General features: G+C 58.5%; 10 protein-coding genes and 1 pseudogene. 2 read left to right on the top strand and 9 right to left on the bottom strand.

Annotation, left to right across the window (positions count from 1 at the left end; translation table 11 throughout):
- Positions 1 to 3 precede the first annotated feature (3 nt).
- The 6 genes and pseudogenes from ACIGG6_RS03390 to ACIGG6_RS03365 all read right to left on the bottom strand — a co-directional run bounded on the left by ACIGG6_RS03390 (position 4) and on the right by ACIGG6_RS03365 (position 7,850).
- A complete protein-coding gene (locus tag ACIGG6_RS03390; protein WP_399842232.1) occupies positions 4 to 678 on the bottom strand; it encodes a hypothetical protein in 675 nt (224 codons plus the stop codon).
- A gap of 216 nt (positions 679 to 894) precedes the next feature.
- Positions 895 to 4,083 carry an efflux RND transporter permease subunit gene (locus tag ACIGG6_RS03385; protein WP_399842230.1) on the bottom strand — a complete coding sequence of 1,063 codons (3,189 nt, stop codon included), beginning with the start codon at positions 4,081 to 4,083 and terminating at the stop codon, positions 895 to 897.
- Positions 4,083 to 5,348, bottom strand: coding sequence for an efflux RND transporter periplasmic adaptor subunit (locus ACIGG6_RS03380; protein ID WP_399842228.1), 1,266 nt, complete (start codon positions 5,346 to 5,348; stop codon positions 4,083 to 4,085). Before ACIGG6_RS03380 ends, ACIGG6_RS03385 begins: the two co-directional genes overlap by 1 nt.
- 65 nt (positions 5,349 to 5,413) lie before the next feature.
- Entirely contained in the window at positions 5,414 to 6,889 is a 1,476-nt protein-coding gene (locus ACIGG6_RS03375; protein ID WP_399842227.1) for a TolC family outer membrane protein, read from the bottom strand.
- Between the two features lie 149 nt (positions 6,890 to 7,038).
- Positions 7,039 to 7,683 (bottom strand): annotated as a pseudogene (locus tag ACIGG6_RS03370) (sigma 54-interacting transcriptional regulator); the annotation flags it as partial.
- Positions 7,647 to 7,850: a hypothetical protein gene (locus tag ACIGG6_RS03365; RefSeq protein WP_399842223.1), complete on the bottom strand. Its 204-nt coding sequence runs from the start codon at positions 7,848 to 7,850 to the stop codon at positions 7,647 to 7,649. The gene ACIGG6_RS03365 and the pseudogene ACIGG6_RS03370, both read right to left, overlap by 37 nt.
- Here ACIGG6_RS03365 and ACIGG6_RS03360 point away from each other — a divergent pair.
- Positions 7,833 to 8,207 carry a hypothetical protein gene (locus tag ACIGG6_RS03360; RefSeq protein ID WP_399842220.1) on the top strand — a complete coding sequence of 125 codons (375 nt, stop codon included), beginning with the start codon at positions 7,833 to 7,835 and terminating at the stop codon, positions 8,205 to 8,207. The genes ACIGG6_RS03365 and ACIGG6_RS03360 overlap by 18 nt on opposite strands.
- The gene (cynS, locus tag ACIGG6_RS03355) at positions 8,200 to 8,640 is read left to right on the top strand and encodes a cyanase (RefSeq protein WP_399842219.1); all 441 of its coding nucleotides are present in this window, start codon (positions 8,200 to 8,202) and stop codon (positions 8,638 to 8,640) included. Before ACIGG6_RS03360 ends, cynS begins: the two co-directional genes overlap by 8 nt.
- A 16-nt stretch (positions 8,641 to 8,656) precedes the next feature.
- Here the strand turns inward: cynS and ACIGG6_RS03350 are convergent, their stop codons facing one another.
- The 3 genes from ACIGG6_RS03350 to ACIGG6_RS03340 all read right to left on the bottom strand — a co-directional run bounded on the left by ACIGG6_RS03350 (position 8,657) and on the right by ACIGG6_RS03340 (position 12,541).
- A complete protein-coding gene (locus tag ACIGG6_RS03350) occupies positions 8,657 to 9,496 on the bottom strand; it encodes a fructosamine kinase family protein (RefSeq protein ID WP_399842218.1) in 840 nt (279 codons plus the stop codon).
- Between the two features lie 73 nt (positions 9,497 to 9,569).
- On the bottom strand, positions 9,570 to 11,054 hold the full coding sequence (gene xylB, locus ACIGG6_RS03345) for a xylulokinase (RefSeq protein WP_399842215.1): 1,485 nt from the start codon (positions 11,052 to 11,054) through the stop codon (positions 9,570 to 9,572).
- On the bottom strand, positions 11,054 to 12,541 hold the full coding sequence (locus ACIGG6_RS03340) for a mannitol dehydrogenase family protein (RefSeq protein ID WP_399842213.1): 1,488 nt from the start codon (positions 12,539 to 12,541) through the stop codon (positions 11,054 to 11,056). The genes xylB and ACIGG6_RS03340 overlap by 1 nt, the downstream gene beginning before the upstream one ends.
- Between the last annotated feature and the right edge of the window lies 1 nt (position 12,542).

The following is a 12,542-nucleotide window of genomic DNA, read 5'->3' as shown; positions in this document are numbered from 1 at the left end:
GAGTTAGGTTGGGTAACCATTAGGATGCTGCTTATGCTGCAGACGCAGTTTATTTAAGCGAACCCGAGTATCCATATAGTGCTGTTCCACCACGCTGCGGTAAGCCCCCTCGTCGGCTATGTACTTAACCAGTACACGACGCTCTCCCTGTTCGGGGCAATCTCCCGCTTTGCAGTGCAGCCTCACGGAGCTATTAGGCTCATTCAGCAGTGTAGCGGTGGCGTATTCATCGTTTTGCCGTTCAGCAACGATCACCGTTGCCCCTAACAAGCAGCGGCGTTTAAAGGGCTGATAGCGGTGCAATGCACGCTGAATGCTATGACATACCGCAGCAGCAATGGGCGATGCAATAGCAAGCGCTGCCCACACCACTAATACCCCCACCGGTACCCTGAGCAGCCCCAGCGCCATCCAACGCAGCGCGAGAAGCTCGATAGCAAGCGACAGCGCACCGGCAAAGAGCACCAAAAAGCTAAGCGCCAGCGTGGCGGGAACCCCGGCAAACCCAAGCGATACCAACGTGCTAGCCATATGGTCATCGCGCAAGCTGTCACGCTCAAACAGCTCCAAGGGGGCTAGCCGAATGAGCACCAGCAGCCAATAGAGCGCGATCAGCGCCAACAGGAAGGTAAATACGATGGTAGGAAACTGCAGAGCAGCCGATATGAGAGTTTGCATGGCGTGTTCTCCTCCAGGCATGTTGCCCAGTGTTGTTTTCGCCTGACCTAAGCTTTATTTATTAGCGTTTATTAGCACAAGCTGAAAACGGTGGTCTCTACTAGCGTAGCTCATCTTATCGGCTTATGAAGTCCTTCGTTTGACTCGTGTCAGGCCCCCACACAAAAAAACGGGCGCCCTGTTAAAGGGCGCCCTTCGTAGGCCTAGCAAGAACGCTTAAGCATTATCGTGGCCAAGCTCCGCTTGCTCTTGGCGATCCTGATTCGGATGGCGCTTGCGGTAGAGCCAATCCGATACCGAGGCAATCATGGCGTAGAAGCTGGGAATAAACAGGCTGCCCAGAATCGCCACTGACGCCATACCCATCGCCACTGTGGTACCGATATGGTGGCTACTCACGTCACTTGCGCCGGTCGCCAGGGCCAACGGCAAGGTGCCGAAGATAAACGCCAGCGAGGTCATGACGATTGGCCGGAAGCGCAGCTCTGCGGCGGTAATCGCCGCTTCGCGAATCGATTTACCCAGCTCTTTACGCTGCAGCTCGGCAAACTCGACGATCAGGATGGCATTCTTCGCCGCCAAACCGACGACCACCAGCATGCCGATCTGAACGTAGACACTGGTATCCAAACCGCGCAACACAATGCCACCGATACCGCCAAGGAAAGCAAAGGGCGTTGCGGTAAGTACCGCCAGCGGCAGCGACCAGCTCTCGTACTGCGCCGCTAGAATCAAGAACACCATCAGAATACCGAACACAATCGCAAGTGTTGCGGTATTATCCAGGTTGGACTCCTGATACGCCGTACCGGTCCAGCCCATGCCCCAGTTATCACCCAGCGTCTCTTGAACCACTTCTTCCATGGCCTCGATGGCTTGGGCCGAGCTGTAGCCCGCTGCCGGGTTACCCTGGAACTGGGCCCCCGCGTAGACCCCAAACCGTGACACCACCGCAGGCCCCGTTTGGCGCTCAAGAGTCACGAACTCAGAGAGCGGGATACGCTCACCGTTGCCACCACGCACATAGACGTTGTTGACGTCTTCCGGCGTTTTACGGAACTCATCTTCGTTCTGTAAGTACACCTGGAAGTTACGGTTTTGGTAACTGAAGTAGTTCACGAACCCATTACCGAACGTATTCGCCAACGCAGAGTTGATATTCTCCAGCGCTACGCCGTAGCTGAGCGCTTTTTGCTGGTCGATTTCCGCCCGGTAAGAGGGCACGTTCACGTTAAACGTACTGAACACTCGGTTAAGTACAGGGTGCTGATTCGCGGCCTGCATGATTTTCAGCGAGGCTTCATACAGCTCACGGGTGGAGGCACCATCGAACGACTGCAGGTAACCGGTGAAACCACCTGTGGTGGATAGCCCCATGATCGGCGGTACGTTAAAGGCCATCGCTGAACCGCCATCGATACTGGCGCCCAACTGCATGATACGACCCACCAGCTCATTGGCGGTTATCTCGCGCTCTGCCCACGTTTTCATATTGATAAACATAATGCCGCGAGCCGTATTGACCGCGCTGGACAGGATGTCGTACCCCGCCACCGCAGAGGAGTATTCAACCCCAGGAATGGCTTCTACCTGCTCGCTTAACTCAGCCATATAAGCCTGCGTACGACTCAGCGAGGCGGCATCCGGCAAGGAGACGCTAACGAGTACGATCCCCTGGTCGGTTTCCGGCACCAGCGTTGAGGGCGTATTCGCGTAGAGCCAATAAGAACCCGCACCGACGGCTACGGTTAACGCCAGCGCCAACACCCAGAAGCGCACCAGCTTCTTCACAAACCACATATAAACCGCAGTGAAACCAGCAAAGAAGCGGTCAAACAGGCGCAACGGCGTGCTGATGGCACGCTTGAACGCCGACTGCTTGGTCTGGTGCAAATTGTGTTTGATAAAGATCGCCGATAGCGCCGGGGTAAAGGTCAACGCCATCAGCGCCGACAGCGCCACCGAAATGGCCACGGTGATCGCGAACTGCTGATAGATTTGCCCAGTAAAGCCACCCAGGAAGGCTACCGGCACAAAGACTGCCGCCATAATCAGCGAGGTAGCAATAACCGGCCCACCGACCTCTTTCATAGCGCGAATAGTCGCATCCCGAACGCTAATATCGTCCTCTTCGCTAAGTACCCGCTCAACGTTTTCTACCACCAGTATCGCGTCATCCACCACGATGCCTATCGACAGCACCAGGGCGAATAGCGTCAGCAGGTTGATCGAGAAATCGAACAGATAGAAGCCCGCAAAGGTACCAATCACCGACACCGGCACCACCGACATCGCGATGACGGTAAAGCGCCAGTTTTGCAGGAAGATAAACAGAATGACGATAACGATCAGAAACGCTTCAATAAACGTCTTGATGACCGTTTCCACCGACGCGTCGATAAACAGCGTGGTGTCGTAAGGGGTTACGTACTCAAGCCCTGGCGGAAAACGCCCCGCCAGCTCTTCCATCGTGGCCCGCACCGCATCAGCAGTTTCCAGCGCGTTCGCACCGGGCTGCTGGTTGATGATAATCGGCGTCATAGTGGCGCCGTTTAGCCGGGCATCAACCCCGTAAAAGGAAGCTCCCAGCTCAATACGTGCCACATCTTCTAAGCGCAGCGACGAGCCATCTGGGTTGGTACGTAGAAAAATTTCACGGAAATCGTCGGTGCTCGACAGTCGTCCGCCTGCGGTAATCGTATAGGTATAGGCGCGCGGTTCGCTTTGCGGTGTAGCCGCTAGGTTACCGGCGGGAATCTCGGTGTTCTGAGTTCGAATAGCGCTGGCCACTTCGCTAGGCGTCAAATCGTATTGAGCCAGCTTGTCGGGGTCCATCCATATCCGCATGGCAAACTCGCCGCCACCCAATACCTCGGCGTTACCCACCCCCGGCACCTGGCGCAGCTCATCCAGAATGTTGAGCGTGGCGTAGTTCTGCATGTAAACCTTGCTGTAATCCCCGCTGGGCGAGGTCAAGGCAACAAGCATCAGGATGGAGTCTGAACGCAGCTCGACAGTAACACCTTGAGACTGCACTGCCTCCGGCAGCTGTGAAAGCGCCCCCTGAACACGGTTATTGACGTTAATCGTATTGATATCGCCATCGGTGCCGATATTAAACGCTACACTCAAGCTCATGGTGCCATTATCGGCGCTGTTGGAGGTCATGTAGAGCATGTCCTCAACGCCGTTAATCGCCTCCGCTAGCGGTGCGGCCACCGTTTGTGCCACGGTTTCAGCATCCGCCCCGGGGAACTGGGCTTGCACCGACACCGTCGGCGGCACCACGCTGGGGTACTGCTCAATCGGCAGCACCCGCATGGCCATCACACCGACCAGCGTGACGATAATTGCCAGTACCGTGGCAAAAATCGGACGGCCGATAAAGAAGTTAGAGAAATTCATTATTGCGCGCCCTCTTCCCCTTCAGCGGGTTGTGCGCCACCGGCTTCTTGCATCGCCTCTGCCGCCTGCGCTTCTTCCTGGGCTTGCTCCTGCTCAGCCTCTTCCACCACGTCAGAGGCGTTACCTTCAAACGGCTGGGGATCAATCAGCACGCCCGCCTCTAGGCCAGCGGGATCGCCCACCACAACGCGGTCTCCTGGCTCCAAGCCACCACGGATGATTTGCCACGGGCCTGCGACTTCACCCAGCTGAACAGTGCGCTCGCGGGCCTTGTTCTCATCATCCAGCACATACACCTGCGGCCCCATAAGGCCTTGGGTGACAGCAATTTCTGGAACGGCTAGCACATCAAAACGCTTCAGCCCTTCAATACGAACACGAACAAACTGCCCCGGCAGCACCTCACCATCGGGATTGGCAAAAGTAGCAGACGCTTGAACGGTGCTGGTGCCGGTGTCCACGCGCGAGCCAAGGAAGTCCAGGCGGCCTTCAAGCTCGCTACCTTCGCTACCGTCTACGCCAGGCACCCGCAAGCGGGCGGTAATCTGGGAAGCATCGCCATCATTGCCAAGCTGGCGGCGCAGCTCAAAAGCATCGCGCTGGGGCAGTTGGAAGCGCACTTCCAGCGGATCCAACGGCGTAATTGTGGCCAGCTCGGTGCCGGAATTGACCAAGTTGCCAACGTTAATCTGGCTTAAGCTAATCATGCCCGATACCGGCGCGGTCACGTTGGAGTAACCTAAATCCAGATTAGCGCTGGTCAGCGCCGCTTCCGCCTGGGCAACATTGGCTTGAGCCACGCGCTGGTCGGCAAGCGCTTGGTCGTACTGTTGGCGACTGACCGAATTCTGGCTCAGCAGCTGCTCAAAGCGTTGGGCATCGCGCTGGGCACGGGCAAGCTCAGCACGAGCACTTTGCAGGTCTGCTTCACGCTGGTTAACGGTCGCCTGATAGAGGTCTGGCTCAATGGTATAAAGCTGGTCGCCCTGCTCCACCATTTGGCCTGGCTCGAAGTGACGCTCCTCTAGAAAGCCGTTCACCCGCGCCACCAGCGTCACTTCACTGTCGCTACGCAACAGCGAGGGGTAGGATTTATCCAGCGGTATATCCTGACGCGCTATTTCAGTGACTTCCACCGGGTGGGGCGGTGCCTCCTGCTGCTGGCTTTGCTGCTCCTGTGGCTGCTCCTGACCACATGCCGTGAGCGCTAACGCGGCGATCAGCGTCACTAGACTCGCTCTACCTGAGTGAATCACTCTTTTCATGCGTCGATTTCCCATTCATTTTTCTAAACATTGACCGATCGCCACGGGGGCATGCACAACGGAGATTAGGCGCCCGGGGTAGGCGGTGCACCAATGTCCATTGCGCGCTGGTACGCGTCGGGCTCGTTGCTTTCCGGTAGGGTGAAGTTGACGTCATCGCCGGTCAGCCATGCGTTCACTTCTTCAATCGCTTCAACGTCGAGCAGCCCCGCCTGCTGGCGCAGCGACAGCAAGTTAACGACATAGTCGTAACGCGCCTCAGCGTAGTTAGCGATGGCGTTGTAGAGGTTTTGCTCAGCGTTCAGTACGTCCACGATGTTACGGGTTCCCACCTCATAACCAGCGCGGGTCGCTTCCAGGGCACTACGGTTGGAAACGATGGCCTGTTGGCGCGCTTCGACCGTTTCGACGTTGTTGCTAACCTGGGTATACAGCGAACGTACCTGCTGGATGGTGGTGCGGCGCTGAGACTCAAAATCGTACTGGCTGCTCTCTAGTTGGAAAGTGCCCTGGCGAATGCTGGCACTGGTGCTGCCGCCGGTATAGATCGGCACGTTTGCAGACACACCGACCTGAGCGGAGGTGTCGTAACCGCTGACCACGTCGCTGTCGCTATCGGCATATTGATAGTTGGCAAACGCCTGCACGGTGGGCAGGCGGCCAGCGCGCGCAAGCTCCACACCTACGCGGGACACTTCAATACCCGCCTGCTGGGCGAGCACCTGCGGGTTACGCTCAATGGCTTGCTCAACCCAGTAGTTACGATCGGTGGGAGAAGGCACCGCGATGGGCATGCTGTCACCGAGTGCCTCAATGCTGGCATAGCGTTGGCCGGTAAGCTGCTCCAGCACTTCAAACGCCACTTGCAGGTTGCTCTCGGCGGCAATGCGATCCGCACGGGATTGGTCGAAGCTCGCCCGCGCTTCTTCCACCTCGGTAATCGCAATCAAACCGACTTCAAACTGCTCACGGGCCTGCTCCAGCTGGCGGCCAATGGCACGCTCTTGGGCTAGCCGTGCTTCCAACACTTCATAGGCACGCAAGATATCGAAGTAGGCGCTGGCCACATCAATCAGCAGCTGCTGTTCGGTGGCAGCCAGCAAATAAACCTGTTGATCAATCTGGCGCTCTGCCTGAGTTACTTCCTGGCGCGTCACGGCATTGAACAGCGCTTGCGTGGCTTCCAGCGTTAATGAAACGGTGTTGTAGCTGTCATCACCACCACCGACGCCCGCGTTGGCACCTGCGCCAGTACCCGTGCCTGTATTACGGGCAGACCCCTGGCTCTCAAACTGCTCGTTATGCGTGGCGCTACCGGAGGCATTCACCTGCGGCAACAGTCCGCCACGTGCTACGTCTCGCGCCGCCTCTACGCTGGAAAACTCAGACCGAGCTGATGCTAGGGACGCGTTGTTATTCAGCGCATCACGGGTGATGGTCACAAGATCCGCCGCTTGAGCTGGCAGGATAAAAGAAGACGTGAGCACTGCTAACAACAGGGGGCGAAAGGGGGCATTGACTGCCCAGTGTGCTAGTCGCATGGGATGGCCTCTAGGTGTCAACGTAAGGCGGCGCGGCAGAGCGCCATTATGAAAGAGTGGCATTATAGTTACATTCATGTATGTATGCTAGACTTGAACTTGTCGGATTTGTGTGTACAACACTGATGTCAAGCTTAACCTTCCTTACCTTAGTTCAAGGTATCGTTGGTTGGGACTTTTTTGCTACGACGCTTACGACATTGCCGTGGATCAATGCCCCACTTGTGTAGCCTGGACGCCAGCGTGGTGGGTTTAATTCCCAATAGCTCGGCAGCACCACCCACGCCAGACACCTTGCCATTCGCTGCCTCTAGTGCCTTTAGGGCATTGCTTCGCTGGCGCTGGCAGAACGCTTGCTCGGTCATCGGGTAGTTGGGCACTGTGGCGCTTTCGTGCGCTTCAAGGTTTAAGGAAGTGTTACGCTGCAAGGGTTCTGTCAACAAAAGATCATCAAAGCAGAGACGCTGATCTTGGGTGACAATTACCTGCCGCTCAATCACGTTCTCAAGCTCACGGATATTGCCCGGCCACGGGTAACGGGTCAGAACTTCTAACTGGGCAGGTGGTATTCGTACGCCCGGCTTATTGAACTTCAGGCAGGCACGGTGCAAAAAGTGGCGCGCCAGCAGCGGCACATCCTCAATGCGCTTGCGCAACGGGACGGAGTCGATGGGAAAGACGTTCAAACGGAAGTAGAGATCTTCGCGAAACTGCCCGGCATCAATCATCTCCTTTAACTCACGGTTGGTCGCCGCAATCACCCGTACATCCACTTCGCGAGTGCGGTTATCCCCCGGTACTGGTTCTCAAGTTCCAACCGGCGTTTGAGCGACTCCACCTCCTCCAACGCATCGCGCAGCTGCTGCTCGGCGCGCTGGATGCGCTGACCCGGGGCGTCATTCAAGACGAGCTGATCAAAATCTGGAGCCAGGATCAGCAAACCGTGTTCATGATCACTCACGATGTGGACGAAGCGATCTTACTGGCCGACCGCATCTTCTTAATGACCAACGGCCCCCAAGCGCGTATCGCCGAAGCGGTGGAGATTGACCTGCCAAGGCCCCGCCAGCGGGCGGAGATCGTCAAACATCCGCACTTCTACACGATTCGTAACTACCTGGTCGATTTTCTGGTGAACCGCTCCAGCGAGCTGCGCACCCAGGAGTTCGACGGCCAAGGCCTGCGCTACCCGACGCCGGTGAACCCGGTACAGCTAGCGGCTTCAGAAACCACTACAGATTCAACCCCGGCATCCCCTGCCACCGAACCACAAGAAAACCTAGTGAAGTTCACTCCCAAGGAGGTCCGTCATGGATAAGCTCGAAATGCGCCATACCCTGCTGGCTGCCAAAGCCCGTAAAAAAATGAGTTGGGATGACATTGCCAGCGCCGTCGGCATGTCGCCGGTGTGGGTCGCCTCTGCCTGCTACGGCATGAACAGCGCCAACGCCGATATCGCCCATAAGCTCTGCGACGTACTCGAAGTGGATGGCGACGTCGCCACCGTGCTCACGGCCTTCCCTACAAAAGCGTGGGATGAAGCCATCCCCCAAGACCCATTCGTCTACCGCCTCTACGAAGTGGTCGGCGTGTACGGCGAAACGCTGAAAGACGTGGTGCAAGAGAAGTTCGGCGACGGCATCATGAGCGCCATCGACTTCACCATGGAAGTGGACAAAATCGAAGACCCGAAAGGCGACCGAGTACTGCTGCCCCTGAACGGCAAATTCCTGCCTTATAAGTCCTGGTAACGTTAATAACGCACGCTTAATCGCGTTCCAGCAGCGTTACGCTGCGCTCGACCCCACTGCGGTAACTGGCACCAAACAGCAGCAGATGGTTAAGCAGTGGGTAGAGTTGAAACAGCGCTTCACGCCTCGGCCAGTCGGCCGGGGCGTTGCCGTTCCAGTAGGCCTCGAAAAATGCGTCACCGGGGGAGCCGAACAGCGTCAGCATGGCAAGGTCGGTCTCGGGGTAGTGGCGATAAATCGCCGGGTCGATCAGCGCTGGCCCGCGGGGCGTGGTCAGTACATTGCCCGACCACAGGTCGCCGTGAACCAAACTTCCAGGAGCATCCGGCAACCAGCTTTCCAGCTGTTCGGCCTGCAGCTCGATACGGCGACGTAGCGCGCTATCAAGCAAACCACGCTGAAAACAGGCCTCGCAAAGGGGGAGCAGGCGGCGCTTGCGCTGAAACTGCCGCCCGTCAGCCAGTGGCGCATTGGGCTGCGGGGTCAATCCGCAGGCGTTGTCTTCATGCCAACCGTGGGAGGTGCCTATCACGCCGTGCAGCTGGCGAAGGCCCTCTCCCAGCGCGGTCGCATCCTGCTTGTTGGCGGGCTGAGTTTCCAGGGCTTCCATCACTAGCCAGCCTTCCGCCTGGCCGAGCACTTCGGGAATGATGAGCGAGGTATTGGTCCCGGCCAGAGCGTCCAGCCCTTCTGCCTCGCCCCTGAGACGCTCGGGATCGTCATGCTTAACGATCACCCGCCCCTGGCGCGTGGCTAACGTATACACCGCCGCACTGTCGCCCCCGCTTAGCGGCTCTAACTCGCCGGTGGGCGCTATATCGTGAGTAGTGAGCAGATGGCGTAAGCTGGCCTCCATGGCATTCTCCGCTGCGTTACCGTGGTTGAGTGGATCACGGTACAAGGCAATCGGCCATGGAGGCAATGGGTGGTTACAGCGTATGGCGCTGCCCTAGCACGGCCAAATAGCGCTGATAGGCTCCTTCATAGGCGGCCACACGCTCGGCATCAGGCTCCGCCAGCGAGGCCGCATCCAGATGCACCAGGCGCTCACAGAGCGATGCCAGGCTAACGCCTTCGGACTGTAAATCGCACCAGGCCGCTTGAATGGCTGCCCCTAGCGCGGCGGCATCGGTAATCTCGGGGCAAATCACCTGGGTGTTGGTAATATCAGCGACCATTTGCCGCCACACCGGGCTTTTCGCCCCGCCGCCAATCAATCGAATCTGGCTAGTGCCCGCCGCCAGCTCGCCTAGCAGCTCCAGCCCATAGCGTAGGCCAAAGGTCGCGCCTTCCATCACGCCTCGGCAGAGGTTGGCCTGGGTCATATTCAGGCTGGTCAACCCGAGAAAATCGCCGGTGGCATCGGGCAGCATGGGCACCCGTTCGCCGTTAAAAAACGGCAGCACGGTGACGCCCTCGGCACCAATCGGGGCGCTGGCGACCTGTTCGCCAAAGGTATCCAAGTCCAACCCAAACAGCTCACGCACGCGAGTCGTTGCCGAGGTCACGTTCATGGTGCAGATCAGCGGCAGCCACCCCCCGTGGCTGGCGCAAAAATTCGCCACCATGGCGCTGTCACACACCACCGAATTAGGTGAGTAAGCACATACCGTGCCGGAAGTGCCCAAACTGAGCGTGACCAGCCCCTGGGTAATATTGCCGGTGCCAATCGCCCCCATCATGTTGTCGCCACCGCCGGAGGAGACCACCACGTTATCGCCTAGCCCCAGCTCCTGAGCCACTAACGGGCGCACGCGGCCAGCGGGTTCATGGGCGTCAATGATCCGAGGCAGTACCCGGTCAGGGTCGAGCTCCGGCGCAATGGCAGCAAACACCTCTTTCTGCCAGCACTGGGCGCGGGTATCAAAGTAACCGGTGCCCGAGGCGTCGCCTGCCTCGGTAACCCGTTCGCCAGTCAGCCAGAAATTCAGGTAGTCATGGGGCAGCAAGAGCGTAGCAATACGCTGGTAGGCATCCGGTTGATGCTCGCGTAGCCAAGCCACTTTGGAAGCGGTATAGCCGGTTTGCAGCACCAGGCCCAGCTTCTCCAGGCAGCCCGCCTCGCCCCCTAGCGTTTCCACCAGCGCGCTGTTTTGGGCGCTGGTTTCGGTATCGCACCACAGCTTGGCGGGATACACCGGCACGCCATCGGCATCGAGTGCTACCATGCCGTGCTGTTGGCCAGACACGCCTATACCGCGCACCTGCTTAGCATCGATACCAGCGCGCTCTATCGCTTGAAAGAATGCGCCTTTGAGCGCTGCCAGCCACTCCGCCGGTGCCTGCTCCCGGCGGCCATGCTCCCCTTCATCCAGGCGATGCGGGCGGCTGCCCTCGCCCAGAATGACGCCCCGCTCCACATCAACCACCACGACTTTGGTACTTTGCGTACCGCAATCCACCCCGATATACATCACAACGTTCCTTTGGACGCGACCAGAGCCTCAAGAGTAGCCCGTGCGCCCCGTTCATGCAGCGACTTCAGCGCCTCCAGGTAGGCGTTAAGGAAGCGAGGCTGGTCCGCCAAGTCGCCAAACAGCTCCCGGTTTTCCACGAAGGCCGCTGGATGGGTGCGGTTATTGGCGGCAATGGCCATTAACGGCTCGCGCAAGCGGTCCACGATCTCAATGGACTGACCCTGCTCATCGACGCCTTCGGCGTAGCGTGCCCAGCTGGCCACCACGGCGGCGCTGCGCTCAATCTCACCACCCTGGGCAAGCTGCTGGCGAATCACCGGCACTAACCATTTAGGAATGCGATCCGAGCTTTCGGCGCACAGCCGCGCCAAGGTGTCTCTGATTTGCGGGTTCGCAAAGCGCTCGATCAGCGTCAGCCGGTAGGTTTCTAAATCCACCCCCGGTACGGGGGCCAGCGTCGGTGTGCCCTCTTCGCGCATGTAGCCGAGCAAGAACTCGACAAACAGCGGGTCTTGGCACACCTCATGGGCGTAACGGTAGCCCGCCAGATAGCCAAAGTAGGTCAGCGCCTGATGGCTGGCATTGAGCAGGCGCAGCTTCATGAGTTCGTACGGCTCGACATCCTCGACAACCTGCACGCCGACCTTCTCGAACGCCGGGCGGCCCAAGGGGAAGTGATCTTCCAACACCCACTGGGTAAAGGGCTCACACACCACGGGCCAGGCATCTTCAACGCCAAAGCGCTGGGAGAGCTCTTCGATATCCGTGGGCGCGGTCACTGGCGTGATGCGGTCCACCATGGCGTTGGGGAACGCTACCTCAGCGGCTAGCCAGTCGCCCAGCTCCGCACTGCGGGCGCGGGCATAGGCGCTGAACATGCGCTTGGCGACATCGCCGTTGCCTTGAATGTTATCGCAGGACATCACCGTAAACGGCGCAATACCCCGTGCCCGGCGGCGTACCAGGGCTTCCACCACCAAGCCAAAGCTGGTGGAGGGGCGCTCAGGGTGGGCGAGATCGTCGCGCACCTGGGGGGCGTCCAGGTTGAATTCTCCGGACACCGGATGAAAGTTGTAGCCGCCCTCCGTAACGGTGAGCGAGACAATTTTGATGGCGGGGTCGGCCATGGTTTCGATGACCGCCTCGGGGTCTTCCGGAGCAAACAGGTAGTTCACCATGCTGCCAATCACCCGAGGCTGATATTCACCGTCAGGGTGCTTGACCACCAGGGTGTAAAGGTAGTCTTGTGCGGCGAGGGCCTGCTGCATGCGTTTGTCGTCAGGCATGACCCCCACGCCTACAATGCCCCAATCCAGCGCTTCGCCCTGGTTCATCAGCGCATCCACGTACATCGCCTGATGGGCACGATGAAAACCACCGACGCCAATATGGACGATGCCAGGCGTCACGGCCTGACGATCATAGATCGGCGTCTCAACCGCCGCGCTGAGGGAACCCACATTGTGGTTATTAAGCTGGGTCATC

The sequence above is a fragment of the Vreelandella lionensis genome, from assembly GCF_044543515.1.
In the GTDB taxonomy this organism is placed as follows: Bacteria; Pseudomonadota; Gammaproteobacteria; order Pseudomonadales; family Halomonadaceae; genus Vreelandella; species Vreelandella lionensis.
The sequence above is the reverse complement of the archived record's forward strand: the minus strand, read 5'-3'. Positions and strand labels throughout refer to the sequence as shown.

Bases quoted from the DNA above. Each gene is read 5' to 3' on its own strand.
- ACIGG6_RS03390 (WP_399842232.1), bottom strand. From the start codon at position 678: ATGCAAACTCTCATATCGGCTGCTCTGCAGTTTCCTACCATCGTATTT.
- ACIGG6_RS03385 (WP_399842230.1), bottom strand. From the start codon at position 4,083: ATGAATTTCTCTAACTTCTTTATCGGCCGTCCGATTTTTGCCACGGTA.
- ACIGG6_RS03380 (WP_399842228.1), bottom strand. From the start codon at position 5,348: ATGAAAAGAGTGATTCACTCAGGTAGAGCGAGTCTAGTGACGCTGATC.
- ACIGG6_RS03375 (WP_399842227.1), bottom strand. From the start codon at position 6,889: ATGCGACTAGCACACTGGGCAGTCAATGCCCCCTTTCGCCCCCTGTTG.
- cynS (WP_399842219.1), top strand. From the start codon at position 8,200: ATGGATAAGCTCGAAATGCGCCATACCCTGCTGGCTGCCAAAGCCCGT.
- ACIGG6_RS03350 (WP_399842218.1), bottom strand. From the start codon at position 9,496: ATGGAGGCCAGCTTACGCCATCTGCTCACTACTCACGATATAGCGCCC.
- xylB (WP_399842215.1), bottom strand. From the start codon at position 11,054: ATGTATATCGGGGTGGATTGCGGTACGCAAAGTACCAAAGTCGTGGTG.
- ACIGG6_RS03340 (WP_399842213.1), bottom strand. From the start codon at position 12,541: ATGACCCAGCTTAATAACCACAATGTGGGTTCCCTCAGCGCGGCGGTT.